The sequence below is a fragment of the Olsenella phocaeensis genome, assembly GCF_048189965.1.
Taxonomy (GTDB): domain Bacteria; phylum Actinomycetota; class Coriobacteriia; order Coriobacteriales; family Atopobiaceae; genus Olsenella_I; species Olsenella_I phocaeensis.
The window spans coordinates 139,564-156,733 of record NZ_DBEZHV010000013.1; the positions used below are offsets into that span (position 1 = coordinate 139,564).

The 17,170-nt window shown below is 68.8% G+C and carries 11 protein-coding genes; 10 read left to right on the plus strand and 1 reads right to left on the minus strand.

The window, feature by feature from the left end; translation table 11 throughout:
* Window positions 1-303 precede the first annotated feature (303 nt).
* The 10 genes from ACMPH2_RS07135 (at window position 304) to ACMPH2_RS07180 (ending at window position 16,132) form a co-directional block, all read left to right on the plus strand.
* On the plus strand, window positions 304-4,035 hold the full coding sequence (locus ACMPH2_RS07135) for a phosphoribosylformylglycinamidine synthase (RefSeq protein ID WP_417119051.1): 3,732 nt from the start codon (window positions 304-306) through the stop codon (window positions 4,033-4,035).
* 563 nt (window positions 4,036-4,598) lie between these two features.
* Complete coding sequence (locus ACMPH2_RS07140; protein WP_417119052.1) at window positions 4,599-6,614, plus strand: TerB N-terminal domain-containing protein; 2,016 nt, start codon at window positions 4,599-4,601, stop codon at window positions 6,612-6,614.
* The gene (locus ACMPH2_RS07145) at window positions 6,611-8,044 is read left to right on the plus strand and encodes an ATP-binding protein (RefSeq protein WP_417119053.1); all 1,434 of its coding nucleotides are present in this window, start codon (window positions 6,611-6,613) and stop codon (window positions 8,042-8,044) included. The genes ACMPH2_RS07140 and ACMPH2_RS07145 overlap by 4 nt, the downstream gene beginning before the upstream one ends.
* Window positions 8,045-8,057: 13 nt before the next feature.
* Window positions 8,058-10,517: a DEAD/DEAH box helicase gene (locus tag ACMPH2_RS07150; protein ID WP_417119054.1), complete on the plus strand. Its 2,460-nt coding sequence runs from the start codon at window positions 8,058-8,060 to the stop codon at window positions 10,515-10,517.
* 334 nt (window positions 10,518-10,851) lie between these two features.
* On the plus strand, window positions 10,852-11,367 hold the full coding sequence (locus ACMPH2_RS07155; protein ID WP_072500222.1) for a nitroreductase family protein: 516 nt from the start codon (window positions 10,852-10,854) through the stop codon (window positions 11,365-11,367).
* A gap of 69 nt (window positions 11,368-11,436) precedes the next feature.
* Window positions 11,437-11,655 carry a hypothetical protein gene (locus tag ACMPH2_RS07160; RefSeq protein ID WP_072500223.1) on the plus strand — a complete coding sequence of 73 codons (219 nt, stop codon included), beginning with the start codon at window positions 11,437-11,439 and terminating at the stop codon, window positions 11,653-11,655.
* Window positions 11,656-11,796: 141 nt separating this feature from the next.
* A complete protein-coding gene (locus ACMPH2_RS07165; RefSeq protein WP_417119055.1) occupies window positions 11,797-12,654 on the plus strand; it encodes an LOG family protein in 858 nt (285 codons plus the stop codon).
* 396 nt (window positions 12,655-13,050) lie between these two features.
* Entirely contained in the window at window positions 13,051-14,106 is a 1,056-nt protein-coding gene (gene galE / locus ACMPH2_RS07170) for a UDP-glucose 4-epimerase GalE (RefSeq protein ID WP_417119056.1), read from the plus strand.
* An 8-nt stretch (window positions 14,107-14,114) separates the two neighbouring features.
* Window positions 14,115-15,152 (plus strand): polyprenyl synthetase family protein, encoded by a 1,038-nt coding sequence (locus tag ACMPH2_RS07175; protein WP_417119057.1) that lies wholly within the window; start codon window positions 14,115-14,117, stop codon window positions 15,150-15,152.
* Window positions 15,153-15,220: 68 nt separating this feature from the next.
* Window positions 15,221-16,132, plus strand: a complete 912-nt coding sequence (locus ACMPH2_RS07180) for a peptidoglycan-binding domain-containing protein (RefSeq protein ID WP_009278597.1) — start codon at window positions 15,221-15,223, stop codon at window positions 16,130-16,132.
* A 58-nt stretch (window positions 16,133-16,190) separates the two neighbouring features.
* On the opposite strand, the gene ACMPH2_RS07185 is transcribed toward ACMPH2_RS07180, so the two are convergent.
* The coding region (locus tag ACMPH2_RS07185; protein ID WP_417119058.1) for a sensor histidine kinase at window positions 16,191-17,170 on the minus strand (980 nt) is incomplete at its 5' end.

Sequence of the window (17,170 nt, forward strand, 5' to 3'; positions counted from 1 at the left end):
GTTTTCTCGGAGAAAAACGCCTTGAACCACCCACTTCTCCCCCTGCGGTGGCGGGAGAACCACCCACATCGGGCTCCTAGCGGCAAGGCGTCCCGGCGGGAAGACGCAGGGCTCCTGGCGGCAGGGGCCGTAGCGGCAGGGCGCAAGACAGGTCACCAACGCGGCGCGCCCCTCTCCCCCGCCATCATTCTTTCACCCTCATGACAAGGGCCTCGGCACCACCTTGCAGCCTTCTCCCAGCGCGTATCATGGGTTCGTTCGCACCTCACCGCTCCAACGAAGAATTGACGGAAGGTAGGACCCATGGTCTCTCGCGTTTATGTGGAGAAGAAGCCCGGATTCGACGTCGAGGCACGCCAGCTCGAGCGGGAGCTCAAGGAGATCCTGGGGGTAAGGGGGCTCAGGCGCCTCAGGATCGTGAACCGCTACGACGTGGAGGGAATCTCGCGCGAGCTCTTCCAGCGCTGCATCCCCACCGTGTTCAGCGAGCCGCAGTCCGACCTCGCCAGCACCCGCCGTCCCGCCGCGAGCAGGAGCACGGTCGTCTTCGCCGTCGAGTTCCTGCCCGGCCAGTTCGACCAGCGCGCGGACTCCGCGGCACAGTGCGTGCAGCTCATCAGCCAGGGAGAGAGGCCCCTCGTCGCCTCCGCCAAGCTCTACTACCTCGAAGGCGGGCTCTCTGACGCCGAGGTCGCCGCCGTCAAGGACTATGTGATCAACCCCGTCGAGGCCCGCGAGGCGTCGCTCGAGGCCCGCAAGACCCTCAGGGGCAGCTATCCCAAGCCGCCCATGGTCCAGACCCTCGACGGCTTCCGCGAGCTGGGACCCGACGGCCTCCAGGCCATGATCGACGACCTCGGCCTGGCCATGGACCTCGCCGACCTCGGCTTCTGCCAGGAGTACTTCGCCGGCGAGAAGCGCGACCCCACGATCACCGAGATACGGATGATCGACACCTACTGGTCGGACCACTGCCGCCACACCACCTTTGGAACCGAGCTTGAGGACGTCCGGATCGACGACGAGGTGGTCCGCGCCGCCTTCGACCGCTACCTGCAGATGCGCCACGAGCTGGGTCGCGACCAAAAGCCGCTCTGCCTCATGGACATGGGCACCATCGGCGCCAAGTGGCTCAGGTCCCGCGGCATCCTGAGGAACCTCGACGAGTCCGAGGAGATAAACGCCTGCACCGTAAAGGTGAAGGTCGACGTGGACGGCCACGACGAGGACTGGCTCTTCCTCTTCAAGAACGAGACCCACAACCACCCGACCGAGATCGAGCCCTTCGGCGGCGCGGCCACCTGCATCGGCGGGGCCATCCGCGACCCGCTGAGCGGTCGCAGCTACGTCTACCAGGCCATGCGCGTGACCGGCGCGGCCGACCCGCTGGTCCCCGTGAGCCAGACGCTCGAGGGGAAGCTCCCCCAGCGCAAGCTCGTGACCACCGCCGCCGCAGGCTACTCCTCCTACGGCAACCAGATCGGCCTCGCCACGGGCCAGGTGAGCGAGCTCTACCACCCCGGCTACGTGGCCAAGCGCATGGAGATCGGCGCCGTCGTGGGCGCCACGCCCGCGAGCCACGTCCGGCGCGAGACCCCGGCGCCCGGGGACAAGATCGTCCTTCTGGGCGGCCGCACCGGCCGGGACGGCATAGGCGGCGCGACGGGCTCCTCCAAGGCACACAACGTCGAGTCGCTGGCAAAGGACGGGGCCGAGGTCCAGAAGGGCAACGCCCCCATCGAGCGCAAGCTCCAGCGCCTCTTCCGCCGCGAGGACGCCTGCCGCCTGATCAAGCGCTGCAACGACTTCGGCGCGGGCGGGGTCTCCGTCGCCATCGGCGAGCTCGCGGACGGCCTCCTGATCGACCTCGACGCGGTCCCCAAGAAGTACGAGGGCCTGGACGGCACCGAGCTCGCCATCAGCGAGTCGCAGGAGCGCATGGCCGTGGCGCTGGCCCCCGGCGACGTCGACGAGTTCATGGGCTATGCCGCGGAGGAGAACCTCGAGGCGACCGTGGTCGCCGAGGTAACCGAGGAGCGCAGGCTCCGCATGGGCTGGCAGGGCCAGACCATCGTGGACGTCAGCCGCGACTTCCTGGACTCCAACGGCGCGGCCAAGCACCAGGTCGTGCACGTCGAGCGCCAGGGCAGCTGGCAGCCCTCCTGGGAGGGCGCCACCACTGAGGAACGCCTGCGCTCCGTCCTGCGCGACCTCAACGTGGCTTCGAACAAGGGGCTTTCCGAGCGCTTCGACTCGACCATCGGCGCGGCGACGGTGCTCATGCCCTTCGGTGGCCGCACCCAGCTCACGCCCAGCATGGCCATGGTCGCCAAGCTCCCCGTCGACGGGCGGACCACCAGCGTGAGCGGCATGGCCTGGGGCTTCAACCCCTACCTCATGAGCGCCAACCAGTTCACGGGAGCGTACCTCTCCGTCGTGGAGTCCCTCTGCCGCCTCGTGGCCGCCGGCCTCAGGAGGCAGGACGCCTACCTCACCTTCCAGGAGTACTTCGAGCGCCTGCGCGACATGCCCGAGCGCTGGGGCAAGCCCGTGGCGGCGCTGCTCGGCGCGCTCATGGCCCAGGCGGACCTCGGCGTGGGCGCCATCGGGGGCAAGGACTCGATGTCCGGCTCCTTCGAGGACCTGGACGTCCCGCCGACCCTGGTCTCGTTCGCGACGGCGGTGGGCAAGGTCGACCGCGTGACCAGCCCCGAGCTCAAGCGCGCCGGCTCCAAGCTGCTTCTGGTCAGCCCCCGCTACCAGGCCGACGGCGTCACGCCCGAGCCCGAGTCGCTCCTGTCCGTGCTCGACTTCGTCCAGGAACGCATCGGCTGGGGAGAGGTGCTCGCCGCCTCGACCCCCGGCTATGGCTGCCTGGCCGAGACCCTGTTCAAGATGGCCGTGGGCAACCAGCTGGGCGTCCTGCTGGATGATGGCTTCGCCGCGGACAAGCTCTTCCGTCCCGCCTACGGCAGCTTCGTGCTCGAGCTGGGAGACTCCACCTTCGTGCCTGCGGACACCGGCGACTTCGAGCTGCGCCAGATCGGCCGCAGCTGCGAGGACTACGTCCTGTGCGTCGAAGGGCAGCGGGTCGAGCTCGCTCCGCTCCAGGAGGAGTGGGAGGCAAGGCTCGAGCCCGTCTTCCCCTACCGCGCCGCGGGCGAGGCCGTCGAGGCGCCGAGCTTCGACGTTGCGACGGCCGGCATCAAGCGTCCGGCGCCCGCCGTCAGGCTGGCCAGGCCCCGCGTGGTGATTCCCGTCTTCCCGGGCAACAACTGTGAGTACGACTCCGCGCAGGCCTTCGAGCGCGCCGGGGCCGAGGTCAGCACCCTGGTGATCCGCAACCTCTCGCCCGAGGACGTCGCCCAGAGCACCGAGGAGCTCGTGAGGCAGATTGGGCAGAGCCAGATCGTCATGATCCCCGGCGGGTTCAGCGGCGGAGACGAGCCCGACGGCTCGGCGAAGTTCATCACCGCCTTCTTCCGCGCCCCCGCGGTCACCGAGGCCGTGCGCGACCTGCTGCAGGCGCGCGACGGCCTGATGCTGGGCATATGCAACGGCTTCCAGGCCCTGGTCAAGCTGGGCCTCGTGCCCTACGGAGACATCCGTCCCATGGACGAGGGCTGCCCCACCCTCACCTTCAACAGCATCGGGCGCCACCAGAGCAGGCTCGTGCGCACGCGCGTCGCCTCGAACCTCTCGCCCTGGCTGTCCCGGTGCGAGGTGGGGGACGTGCACACCATCGCGATCAGCCACGGGGAGGGGCGCTTCGTGGCCTCCGACGAGCTGCTCTCTCAGATGGTGACCGCAGGGCAGGTCGCCACGCAGTACGTGGACGAGGCGGGCGTGCCGGGCATGGGACTCGACGTGAACCCCAACGGCTCGGTGCTGGCCATCGAGGGCATCACCAGCCCGGACGGCCGCGTCTTCGGCAAGATGGGCCACAGCGAGCGCTACACGCAGGGCAACTTCGCAAACGTCCCCGGCAACCACTACCAGCCGCTCTTTGAGGGTGGCGTGGAGTACTTCAAGTAGGGCTTGTCTGAGCTGGAGGACATTGGGGCGGGGCACGAGGGGGTAACCTCCCGTGTCCCGCCTCCTTTGTTGCGCAAAAAGTGCGCTCGAGCGACCTATCGGACGACCGCCGGACGAGCTACCGAACAGGCAGGACCTCTGCGCAAGGAGGGCCCGTCGCCAACGCTAGGCAGATGTTCTTTACTGGCGACCTCGGATGGGAACCGGCCGAGAGCGGCCCAGTAAGGAACGGATTTCGTGTCGTGCGCCCGACGGGCGTTCTTTACTGACGCCATCGGATGGGAGCCGGCCGAGTGCATCCCAGTAAAGAACAGATTCCGTGCCGCATACCCGGCAGGCGTTCTTTACTGGCGGCCTCGGGGTGGATTGGCGCATATACGGGGCAGTAGAGAACAAAATCGTCCGACGCTTACACAAGCTCCCTGGCAGCGAAATCGGATTGGATGCAGAGGGACCGAGGGCCCACACCACCCGGGCGCCCTGGCATTCTTCGTACATGTGTTCCCTTCGTCCCGCGCCGTGGGTAGAATCGAGACAGGCCGCGACGAACGAGGGAGGTGCGCATGGACGACCGGAGCAACGAGACGGAAGGCAGGCCCCGAGCCGACCTGGACACGCTCGTCCAGGACATCGTTCAGCGCGTCCTCGAAGTCGAACGCCGCCGCGGGGGAGCGAGCCTCAGCGAGCGTTCGTACTCCGACCAGCCCATCCTCCGAAGGGGCTCCGACTGGCGCCGCGAGCGGGAGGAGCACCCCGCCGGAGCGGGGCGGCCCACGCCAGCAGGGCGGGCCGGCTCGGCAGAGCGGTCCGCGTCGTCCGAGCGTCCCGCAAGCGCACGTCCCGCGCCGGCGGGACGTCCCCGGCAGGAGCGCTCCATCGCCTCGAACCGAGCCGAGCGGGCGCGCAGGGCCTACCAGTCGCAGGCCCGCTTCGACCAGCAGCCCCTCCCGCGCGACACCCCCCGCCCCCTGCCCCATCCCGCCCTGCCGCCGACGCTCGCGCGACTCCGCGACCTCGAGGGCGACTGCGACGTCCAGGGCAACCTCCTGCGCGGGGGAAGGCTCTTCGCCGCACAGGCCCGCCTCGCGGCGGACTTCGAGGACGACCACCCCTACCAGGGCGCCCTCCCCTTCCGCTACCTGCCCACCTACCAGGAGCTGAGCGACCGGGAGCTGCGGGGGTACTTCAGCTGGCGCACGCTCTGGCGGCGGGGCGAGGCGTCGGACGCCCCCTCCACCTTCGTGCGGCTCCTCTCCTTCGAGCTCGTCAACGGCGTGGGCGTCGAGCCCGGTACCCCCGTGGCGCTCGAGCTCCGCCGCCTCGTCGACGCCTGCCGGGACCAGGCCGCGAAGCAGCCGGGTGCCGCGGGAGGGGTCGTGCTCGACCTCGAGCGGCTGCTGCACGACTACGTGGTCTGCCACCAGCTCGACCCCGAGCTCGCCACCAGCGAGGAGGAGCGCGCCTTCGCACGGGCGGTCATGACCCTTCGCCTCGCCGAGCGGGCGCGGCTCTGCCAGGAGGGCCTCCGAGGCCTCACGTCCAAGGACCAGGAGGGTCCGACGCCCACGGACGCCGAGCTCTGGGAGGCCCTGGGAAGGGTCTCGTCCTACCCACCTGAGCGCTCGCCCTTCCTCAGGGAGCACCCCGGAGAGGTGGCACAGGTGGCTGCCGGGGTCTTCTCCCGCCTGGTCCACCACTGCGCCAAGCGGCGCAAGACCGACTTCGTCGACAGCCTGGTGGGACCCGTCCAGGAGCACGCCTACTACCCCTTCGCCGGCGTCCCCCTCGAGGACGCCCCCAAACCGGAGGGCCTGCGCGTGCGCCTCACCGCCGCAGAGACGATCACGCACCGCTTTGGCTGCTGGAAGCTGCGCAAGGACTTCTCGACCAGCGGCAGGAGCCGCGAGCTGGGAAGGATCGTCCGCGGCATCGACCGCCAGATGCGCGACGACTGGGACTTCGACCGGCCCCTCAAGGAACAGCACCTGCCCGCCTACGTCACCGGCATGATCCAGAAGGAGAGCACGCTCGAGCTCGCGCGCGTACGCGAGGAAGAGAGACGGCGGATCAGCTTCGACCTCTCCAAGCTGGGGTCGATCCGCTCCGCCGCCGCCCTCACCCGGGAGGCGCTGCTGGTGGACGAGGAGCGCGAGGGCTACCTCCCCGAGGACTCCCCGCCCACCGCCGAGCCGCCGGTTGCCGCATCTGCCGTGCCAGCCCAGCCAGACGATAGTTGCGTGCCCTGCCCTGCCGACGCGTCTGCCGTTCCGCCCGCTGTGCCGCAGCCCAGCTCGCACGACGAGGCGGAGTCGCCATACGCCAAGGGCGCCGGCGAGCCGGAAGGCGCCGTATCCTCCCCCCTCGGCCTCGACCCGGAGGAGCTCGCCCTTCTCCGCCATCTGCTCGCGAGCGGCACCGCCGCCACTACCCCCGGTTCGCGCAGCGTCGAGATGCTCGCGGACTCCGCCAACGAGAAGCTCTTCGACCTCCTACAAGACAGCGCGATCGAGTTCGACGACCAGGGTCCCCACCTCGTGGAGGACTACATCGAAGACCTGAGAGGAATCCTCGAGCCATGACCGAGCCCAGCGCCAAGCCACGCGTCCCCCGCCGCATCGCGGCCGTGATCGTCAACTCGCTCAAGGGCGGCGTCGTCCCGCGCGTGGGCCTGCCCTACGTGACAGTGGGCCGCGAACGAGAGATCCAGGCCCTCCTCCACGACCTAGAGCTCGTGGCAGACGGGGGCGCCAGCTTCCGCTTCCTGGTGGGGCGCTACGGCAGCGGCAAGAGCTTCCTCCTCCAGACCATCCGCAACCACGCCATGGGCCGGGGCTTCGTCGTCTGCGACGCGGACCTGTCCCCCGAGCGGCGCTTCCAGGGTGGAAACGGCCAGGGCCTCGCCACCTACCGGGAGCTCATCCGCAACCTCAGCACCAAGACGCGTCCCGAAGGAGGGGCCCTCAACCTGATACTCGACCGCTGGGTCACGAACGTCGAGATGCAGGTACGCGCCGAGGAGGGCATCGACCCCGACGACGCGGGCTTCTCGCCTGCCGTGGAGGCGCGGATACTCGCCCTCGTGCAGTCGCTCCAGGAGCTCGTGCACGGCTATGACTTCGCCCGCCTCCTCACGATGTACTGGCGCGCGCACAGGGAGGGGGACGACGCAACCAAGGCCAACGTGACCAGGTGGTTCCGCGGGGAGTACCGCAACAAGACCGAGGCGCGCCAGGAGCTGGGCGTCTCGGTGGCCATAGGCGACGACGACTGGTACGACTACCTCAAGCTCTTCGCAGCCTTCCTCAAGGGGGCCGGCTACCAGGGGCTCGTGGTGTTGGTGGACGAGCTGGTCAACCTCTACAAGATTCCCAACGCCATCAGCCGCCAGTACAACTACGAGAAGATCCTGACCATGTACAACGACACCCTGCAGGGCAAGGCCAGCCATCTGGGCATCATCATGAGCGGCACCCCGCAGACCATCGAGGACCGCCGCCGCGGGCTCTACTCCTACGAGGCGCTGCACTCCCGGCTCACGCAGGGACGCTTCGCCCAGGGGGGCTTCGCGGACATGCTGGCGCCCGTCATAGAGCTCCAGCCCCTCACGCACGAGGAGCTCCTCGTGCTGGTGGAGAAGCTCGCGGACATCCATGCGGGGCTCTTCGGCTACGAGCGCAGGATCTCGCAGGAGGAGCTCATCGCCTTCCTCCAGGCGGAGTTCGGCCGCGTGGGGGCGAGCACCCACCTCACGCCGCGCGAGGTCATTCGTGACTTCGTCGAGCTGCTCGACATCCTGTTCCAGAACCCGCAGATCAAGGTGACGGACCTGCTGGGGAGCGAGCAGTTCCAAGCCCCCGTCGCAACCCCGCAACCGGCGCCGACGCCTCGAGCGGTCATGCCGACGGAGGCAGTGGCGCCGGTCTCCTCCGCGGCGGCGGGACGTGAGCGCGTGTCGCCCGAACAGGCGGCACCACGACAGCAGGACGAGTTCGCAGAGTTCAAGATCTAGGACGGGAGAGGCCTTGGACGTCTTCGACCGCTATGCTCCCTTCATACAGGACTTCATCTACCAGCACGACTGGCAGAGCCTGAGGGCCGTGCAGGTCGCTGCCGCGGAGGCGATCTTCGACAGCGACCAGAACGTCCTCCTCACCGCCTCGACGGCCTCGGGCAAGACGGAAGCGGCCTTCTTCCCCATCCTCACCGAGCTCTGGGAGGACCCGCCCGCGTCGGTGGGCGCCATCTACATAGGACCCCTCAAGGCCCTGATAAACGACCAGTTCATCCGCCTCGAGGACCTCTGCGTCGAGGCGCGGATCCCCGTCTGGCACTGGCACGGCGACGTGTCGCAGTCCCACAAGGCCAAGATGCTCAAGCATCCCTCCGGCATCCTCCAGATCACGCCCGAGTCCCTCGAGGCTATGCTCCTACACCGCCATGCCGCCATCGCACGCACCTTCTGCGACCTGCGCTACGTGGTCATCGACGAGGTCCACTCGCTCCTGCGCGGCGACCGCGGCAACCAGACCCTCTGCTGCATCGAGCGCCTCTCGCGCATCGCGGGCGTGAACCCCCGCCGCATCGGGCTCTCGGCCACCATCGGCGAGCCCGAGGCCACGGGCTCCTACCTCAGCTCGGGCACCGGGCGCGGCTGCCTCATCCCACGCATGGACGCCCCGCGCGAGAGCTGGCGCCTCAGCATGGAGCACTTCTACGTGAGCGGCCCCCAGGCGCCTGACCGCGGCACTGACGGCCTGGGGCACGGCGGGACGTCGGTTGCAAAGGAGCCCGAGCCCAGCTACGAGGTGCCCCTCTCCCTTGCCCAAGGCGAGAGGGTCTCCACCCCCTCGGGCCGGGCCGAGGACGTGGGCGCGAGGGCGCCTCAGGGCCGCGACACCACGTCCGCCAACGACACGGCGCCATTCGCCGCAGATGCGGACGGCCTGCCCCCCGTCCCCGAGCAGCCCGACTGGGAGCCCTCCTCCGACGTCGCCCCCGTCTTCGCCGACCCCGGCCTCGCCTACGTCTTCGAGCACACCCGCAACCGCAAGTGCCTGGTCTTCGCCAACTCCCGCGAGGAGTGCGAGGAGGTCACCACCAGCCTGCGCCAGTACTGCGAGGCCAACGGGGAGGGAGACCGCTTCCTCATCCACCATGGCAACCTCTCGTCCAGCCTCAGGCTCTCGGCCGAGGACCTCATGCGCGACGACGACCTGAGCCTCACCACCGTCACTACCTCGACCCTCGAGCTGGGCATCGACATCGGCCGGCTGGAGCGCGCCTTTCAGATCGACGCGCCGTTCACGGTGAGCTCCTTCCTCCAGCGCATGGGCCGCACGGGACGGCGCGGACAGCCCAGCGAGATGTGGTTCGTCATGCGCGAGGACGAGCCCGAGGCGCGCGCCCTCCTGCCCGAGACCATCCCCTGGAAGCTCCTGCAGGGCATAGCCCTGGTGCAGCTCTACCTCGAGGAGCGCTGGGTCGAGCCACCCAAGCTGGACGGCCTGCCCTACAGCCTCCTCTACCACCAGACCATGGCCACGCTCGCCTCCTCCGGCGAGCTGACGGCCGCCGACCTCGCGCGGCGCGTGCTCACGCTCGCGCCCTTCTGGCGCGTGAGCCTCGACGACTACCGCGTCCTCCTCAGGCACCTCCTCGCTATCGACCACCTGCAGGAGACGGAGTCGGGCGGGCTCATCGTGGGAATCACGGGCGAACGCGTGACCAACAACTTCAAGTTCTACGCCACCTTTGCGGAGAACGAGGAGTTCACCGTCCGCAGCGAGTCCCAGGAGCTGGGGACCATCGTGGCGCCGCCGCCCGTGGGCGAGCGCATCGCCATCGCCGGAGCCGTCTGGGTCATCGAGGAGATCGACTACAAGCGCCACCTCATCGAGTGCAGCCGCGTGAAGGGAAAGGTGCCTGCCTACTTCGGGATGTGCGCGGGAGACGTGCACACCCACGTGCTCGAGCGCATACGACAGGCCCTGGGCGAGGAGGACGAGTACCCCTACCTCAGGCGCAACGCCCACGCGCGTCTGCTCCAGGCCCGTCACGTCGCGGCCAACGCACATGTGGACACGGAGCCGCTGGTCAACGTGGGAGGCACCGCCTGGTGCCTCTTCCCCTGGCTGGGGTCCTACGCCTTCCTGGCGCTCGAGCGTTTCATCAGGCTGCGCTGTGCTGACGAGCTGGGGATCAAGGGCCTCGACTCCTCGCGGCCCTACTTCATGCAGTTCACCATGAGGGCCGACGCGAGGCGGTTCTACCAGGTGCTCAAGCGCGAGGCGGCGCGGGGCGTGGACCCCATGGAGCTGGTGTACCCGGGAGAGGTGCCCCGCTTCGACAAATATGACGAGTTCGTCCCCGACGGACTCGTGCGCAAGGGCTTCGCCCTGGGCGTCCTGGACGTGCGGGGCATGCTCGAGCGGGTGCTCTCCTGGCCGGATGGCGCGCTTCTCTCGCCCGCGCCCCTCCCCTAGCGTTCTCTATGCTGATCGCCGGCCCCCCTCGTTCTCTATGCCGACCGCCGGGCCCCACCTCGTTCTCTATGCATTCTCCTGAACTCGCCCCTCCACCAACAGGGCTTTTGCGACTGCGATTTCAGAGAATGGCATAGAGAACGAGGGGGCGGGCAGGCCAGCATGCGCGGGAGCGGACGGGCAGATGGTGGCGCAAGTCGGCCAGACGTGGAAGCGGCGACGTACGGGGCAAGGGGGCGAGAAGGGCTACACTCAGGCTTAGCTGCAGTGTCGCAGCGGTCGCCCCGTCCGGAAGCGCACGGGACGACGTCACCCCAGGACGGGAGGCACCCAGATGTCAGACTTCCTCACGCTCGCTCGCGAACGCTATTCCTGCCGCAAGTTCAGCGACGCCCCGGTGGAGCCCGAGAAGATCGACGCCTTGATCGCTGCTGCGGTCGCCGCCCCCACGGCCGTGGACAAGCAGCCCTGGCATGCCTGGATCATCCAAAGCCCCGACGCTCTCGAGACCGTGCGAGAGAACACCCCCTACGGCTTCAGCGCCCCCCTCATCGTGGCCGTCGGCGCCAAGGAGGACGAGGCGTGGGTGCGCTCCTTCGACGGGCGCAACTTTGCCGACGTGGACGCGAGCATCGTGGCGACGCACATCATGCTCGCCGCGCATTCGCTCGGCCTGGGCAGCACCTGGGTGGGCAAGTTCGACGCCGGAGCGCTGAAGCAGGCCTTCCCGCAGATGCAGGGCTACGACCTCATCGCGCTCTTTCCCCTGGGGTATCCCGCCGACGACGCCGAGCCCGCTCCGCGCCACACGATGCGCAAGTCTGCCGACGAGCTCGTGAGCCGCATCTAGCGGGCGGCAGAAATCAGACAGCCGGCCATCCCCGGCAAGGGCACGGCCGGCGGAGAGGGGCCACACACCATGAGGTCGTTACTCATCAAGGACACCACGCGCGAGGAGCGCATCCAGATCGTCCGGCAGGGGCTGGACTTCTGCGGGGACTCGAGCTGCGAGAGCTGCAGCGGGTGCAGCATGGGCGTGGGCTCCATAGACGCCATGTACCAGCCCTACATCGACGGCGAGATGGAACTCAGCGAGGTCAACATGCGCCACGCGGCCACCCGCTACACCCTCGGCTGAGAACGCAAGGCGAGAGGCGACACGGCCTCAGAGCTTGGCCCAAGCTTGGTCCAAGGACACCGCACGCGAAGAGCGACCACACCAGAAAGGGCCTTGGCGTAGCATCTTCCACCAGGAAGCGAAGATGGGAGACGCATGGACATGGGCGAGAGGCGCCAACGCATGGGGCGGGACAGCTGGGACATACCTGCAGGACATGGCGCGCAGGACGACGGGGTGGCGGACGGACGGGGCGCGGACGCGTACCACAGGGGTTCGGTACTCCTCAGGGGCCAGATGATCCCCGACCGCACCACCACGAGCAGCCTACTCGCGCCAGACGACCCCACCGACTGGATTCGCATGGACCCGTGGCGCGTCATGCGCATAGAGGCGGAGTTCGTCGACGGCTTCGACGCCCTCGCCAGGTTGGGACCGGCCGTGAGCGTCTTTGGGTCGGCACGCACGCCACGTGGATGCCCCAGCTACGACGCCGCGCTCACCATGGGACACCTCCTCGCCGAGCGAGGCGTGGCCGTCATAACGGGCGGTGGGCCAGGCGTGATGGAGGCGGCGAACCGCGGGGCCTCCGAGGCTGGGGGCACGTCCGTGGGGCTGGGCATAGAGCTGCCCGAGGAGCAGGGAATCAATCAGTGGGTCAACCTTGGCATGAGCTTCAGGTACTTCTTCGTGAGGAAGACCATGTTCGTGAAGTACTCGCAGGGCGCGATCATCTGTCCGGGCGGGTTTGGGACCCTCGACGAGGCCTTCGAGCTGCTCACCCTCGTGCAGACCCACAAGGTCGAGCGCACCCCCGTCGTCATGTTCGACCGCGAGTACTGGCAGGGGCTCTTCGAGTGGCTCAGGGGCACCGTCTCTGACTCCGGAAACATCTCGCCCCTCGACCCGTCCCTGGTCAGGCTCACCGACGACCCGGCGGAGGCGGTCGACATCGCCACGAGCGCACTTCCCGGAAAGGGACGTGACGCGTCATGCGAGGACGGCGGGACCTCGAAGTAGGCCACATCCTGCGTCGAGAGAGCCCCGCCCCCCCTCGACGCCAAGAGCGGGACAAGCTGGAGCATGATGGGACATGACGGGGCAAGCTGGGTCATACCGGGACATGCTCCGACATGCTCCGGCAAGCGTTCTCTATGCCATTCTCTGACACCGACCCAGCGCCAACAGGGCTTTTGTAGGCAGGATTTCCGAGAAATGCATAGAGAACCAAGCGACTTCAGGAAGTTGCATAGAGAACGGCGCCCGATCGCGCGCGGCGGCCCCCGCCCTGCCTTGCCCTCCCCCGCCCTGCCCTATACTGTTCATGGACGGTTGCGCCCGTCGCGCGGCGGCAGCCTGCGCCAGAGCACAGCCATCCCAGGAAGAAGCCTACCGTCCAGTAGACGAGGAGCACCCATGAGCGTCGAAAAGTCACCCCAGGACACCTGCGTCCTCGTCACCGGAGGCGCCGGCTTCATCGGCAGCCACACCGTGGTCGAGCTGCTCCAGGGCGGCTACCAGGTGGTCATCGTGGACGACCTCAGCAATGCCTCCGAGAAGGTGCTCGACCGCATCGACCAAATCGTGGGAGAGGAGGCGTCGGCAAGGCTCTCGTTCTACCGCGCCGACGTGAACGACCGCGACGCCATCGAGGCCATCTTCGACGACAACGACATAGACCGCGTCATCCACTTCGCCGGCTTCAAGGCCGTGGGCGAGTCCGTCTCGAAGCCCATCGAGTACTACAGCAACAACCTGGGCAACACCCTGACCCTGGTGGACGTCATGCGCGAGCACGGCTGCAAGTCCATCATCTTCAGCAGCTCGGCCACCGTCTACGGCGATCCCGACAGCCTGCCCATCACCGAGGCCAGCCCCAAGAAGGCCTGCACCAACCCCTATGGCTGGACCAAGTGGATGATCGAGCAGATCCTCTGCGACCTCCACACCGCCGACCCCGAGTGGAACGTCGTCCTCCTGCGCTACTTCAACCCCATCGGTGCCCACCCCTCCGGACTCATGGGAGAGTACCCCAAGGGCATCCCCAACAACCTCCTGCCCTACGTGGCACAGGTGGCCGTGGGCAAGCGCGAGGTCGTCCACGTCTACGGCAACGACTATGACACCCCCGACGGCACCGGCGTGCGCGACTACATCCACGTGATGGACCTCGCCTCCGGCCACGCCGCCGCACTGGCGTGGATGGACGGCCGCACGGGCGTCGAGGTCTTCAACCTGGGCACCGGTCGGGGAACCTCCGTGCTCCAGATCATCAGGGCCTTCTCCGCTGCCTGCGGACGCGAGCTCCCCTACCAGATCGACCCGCGCCGCCCCGGCGACGTCACGGCCAACTATGCGGACTGCGCCAAGGCCAGGGAGCTCATGGGCTGGGAGGCCAAGTACGACATCGACGACATGTGCCGCGACTCCTGGAACTGGCAGTCGCACAACCCCGACGGCTACGAGGACTAGGCGGCCCCATGCCTGACGGTCAGCTCTTCAGGGACTACCTGGCGCGGGTGCTTCCCCTCGTCGAGGGCTATCTTGCGAAGGTGGAGCCCCACGACCACGATGCGGCGTCGCATGGCCCCGAGCTGGAGCGCTACCTCTACGCTCCCTACGCGCACTTCACGCGGGCGGGCGGCAAGCGTACGCGCCCCGCGCTCTGCCTCCTGGGAGCAGAGGCCGTGGGCGGTAGAGCCGAGGCGGCACTGCCCGTCGCAGCCGCCATCGAGCACTTCCAGAGCGCGGCCCTCATCCACGACGACATCGCGGACGAGGGAGAGACGCGCCGCGGCGAGCCCTGCACCTACCTCAGCGAGGGGACGGGCCCCGCCATCAACATGGGCGACCTGGGCATCGTGACCACCTTCCGCCTCGTCCTGGCAGACGCGTCGCTGGATGCGGCGACGAGGCTCCGCCTCCTGGGCGAGCTCGCGGACATGGAGCTCAGGACCGTCGAGGGGCAGGCGCTCGACCTGGGCTGGGTCCGCGACGGGCGCTGGGACGTGAGCTCCGAGGATTACCTGCGCATGGCGACGCTCAAGACCGCGCACTACTCCGCCGCCGTTCCCCTGGCCGCCGGCGCCATCTGCAGCGGCGGAAGCGGGCGCCAGGTCGAGGCCCTGCGCGCCTTCGGCATGGACGCGGGCCTGGCCTTCCAGATCCAGGACGACCTGCTCAACCTGGTGGGAGACGCAGACGCCCAGGGCAAGGACTTCAGGAGCGACGTCACCGAGGGCAAGCGCACCCTGGTCGCCACCTGGGCCCTCGAGCACCTGGAAGGCGGCAGGCGAGAGGAGCTCCGCAGCCTGCTCGACGCCCATGCCACGGACGAGGCGTCTCTCGCCCGCGCGGTCCTCCTCATGGACGGGGCGGGGGCCATCGAGCATGCCCGCTCGGTCGCGCGCGAGCTCTCGTCCAGGGCGAAGGGGCACATCGAGGGCGTCGGCCTCGAGGACGGCCCGTACGAGACGCTCCTCTCCATGGCAGACTTCTTCGTGGAGCGCCAGGGATAGCACGTAGCATTTGACACGCATCAGGCCTTGCGCCACATGCCCCAGGGCCTTCGCAACGGGAGAGACGCATGGAAGCTATACGTGAGGGCGCGAGCGGCGCCGCGGTGGAGGACATCCAGGAGCGCCTGGGAAGACTGGGCTACGAGGTGGAAGCCGCCGAGCTCGACGGCCATGCCTTCGGACCGACCACCGCGACCGCCGTGGCCAAGTTCCGGCTCGACCACCAGCTGCCCCTGGGCGGCGAGGTGGATTCCGCGACCTGGGCGGCCCTCGTCGACGCAGGCTACTCCATGGGCGACCGCACCCTCTACCTCCGCCTCCCCAACTTCCACGGCAGCGACGTGCTGGCCCTGCAGCACTGCCTCAACATCCTGGGCTTCTCCTGCGGCGAGCCCGACGGCTGCTTCGGCGTCTACACCGAGAGCGCGGTGAAGCAGTTCCAGGAGAGCCAAGGCATGCTGGCGGACGGCATGGCCTTCCAGGACACCTTCGACGCCATCGAGCGCCTGCACCACGTGTGGAGCGGCAAGCCCGCCTCGGGCCCGCACCCCATGGGCGGCATGGGCTTCGCCCGGGCCGCCGGGGTGCTCGAGAGCACGCAGCTCTCCATCACCGCCGAAGACCCCATCAGCCGCAACGTGGCGGGTCGCATCTGGAACCTGGCAAGCGCCACGAGCGAGAAGAGCGGCCTCGACCTCATCGAGAGCCCCCTTGCCGCGCGCGAGGGGGACCGTGCGGTGCTGGTGCTGGCCTCCACCCCCCTGCCCGAGGGCAGCAAGATGGCCAACCTCTCGACCGACGACGTCGACTCCCTGCCCCAGCGCCTGCGCACCACCTGCGAGAGCTCTCGCGAGGAGGTCCCCGTGGTGCGCCTGGAGCTTCCCCTGGGCCTTGACTACGACGGCACCTTCACCACGGGGGACGCGCAGACCTTCGCGGTCATGCTACTCGACGCCATCTGCGCCGCCTTCGACCTGTAGGCCGCGGGGCCCAGAGAGCTGGCGGAACACGCGGGGCCGACCTGGCTGGCAGCTGGCGCTAGTCCCAGACGGGGCAGGTCAGCACGAAGGCCTTCGTGAGGCTGCCGTAGGGCTGCTCCAGGCGGATGGAGAAGCCATGCAGCTCCGCGATGCGCCTGACTATGTAGAGCCCCAGGCCGCTCCCCTCGCCGCGCCGCGCCTCGTCCCCGCGCGAGAAGGGCTCGAAGAGGCGGTCGACGTCGCCCTCCATGGGAAGGCCGGTGTCCCCCACGACGACCTCGGCCACGCCGGCGCGTCGCACGAGCCCGACGCGGACGGTCGTGCCCGCGGGGCAGTGCCTCACGGAGTTGGCTATGAGGTTGGCCACGACCCTGCCCAGCTGGACGTCGTCCGCCAGGACCTCCAGGGGCTGCTCGCTCACGTCCACCTCGAGGGTCATACCGGCGGACTCGACGTCAGTGTAGGCCGCAGCCGCCTCCCTCAGCACAAGCTGCGGCAGGTCACAGGGCTTCCGCTCGAGCCTGAAGGCATCGCTCTCGAGCCGCGTGAAGTCAAACAGGGCATCGGTGAGCCTTCCGAGGCGCTCCGCCTTGGCGCGAATGGCGGCGAGGTAGCGCCTCTGGTCGGCCGCGTCGTCGACCAGGCCATCCCCCAGCGCCTGGGCAAGCGAGAGGATGCTCATCACCGGGGTCCTGAGGTCATGCGCCATGTCCGTCACCAGGAGGTTCCTCCTGGCATAGAGGCGCTCGCGCTCCCGGTCGCGCTCCTCCTGGACCTGGGCGACCCTGCGCTCCACCATCCGTGCGAAGAGCATGGCGCCCACCGCGGGCGGCAGGACGAGCAGCGCCATCCCGAACGCCAGGACCCCCAGGCCGTACAGGGCCCCCGGGATGTACGCGAGCCCGCTGAGCGCGAACCGCTCCAGCGCCAGGGGCACCAGCGTCCCGAGGGCGAGGGGCTGCAGCAGCGCCTCCATGGCCGCGACGAGCACGGCCACCAGGAGGAAGCGACGGACCAGGAACGCGTCCAGTCGGCCCC

Bases quoted from the DNA above. Each gene is read 5' to 3' on its own strand.
- ACMPH2_RS07135 (WP_417119051.1), top strand. From the start codon at position 304: ATGGTCTCTCGCGTTTATGTGGAGAAGAAGCCCGGATTCGACGTCGAG.
- ACMPH2_RS07140 (WP_417119052.1), top strand. From the start codon at position 4,599: ATGGACGACCGGAGCAACGAGACGGAAGGCAGGCCCCGAGCCGACCTG.
- ACMPH2_RS07145 (WP_417119053.1), top strand. From the start codon at position 6,611: ATGACCGAGCCCAGCGCCAAGCCACGCGTCCCCCGCCGCATCGCGGCC.
- ACMPH2_RS07155 (WP_072500222.1), top strand. From the start codon at position 10,852: ATGTCAGACTTCCTCACGCTCGCTCGCGAACGCTATTCCTGCCGCAAG.
- ACMPH2_RS07160 (WP_072500223.1), top strand. From the start codon at position 11,437: ATGAGGTCGTTACTCATCAAGGACACCACGCGCGAGGAGCGCATCCAG.
- ACMPH2_RS07165 (WP_417119055.1), top strand. From the start codon at position 11,797: ATGGGCGAGAGGCGCCAACGCATGGGGCGGGACAGCTGGGACATACCT.
- galE (WP_417119056.1), top strand. From the start codon at position 13,051: ATGAGCGTCGAAAAGTCACCCCAGGACACCTGCGTCCTCGTCACCGGA.
- ACMPH2_RS07175 (WP_417119057.1), top strand. From the start codon at position 14,115: ATGCCTGACGGTCAGCTCTTCAGGGACTACCTGGCGCGGGTGCTTCCC.
- ACMPH2_RS07180 (WP_009278597.1), top strand. From the start codon at position 15,221: ATGGAAGCTATACGTGAGGGCGCGAGCGGCGCCGCGGTGGAGGACATC.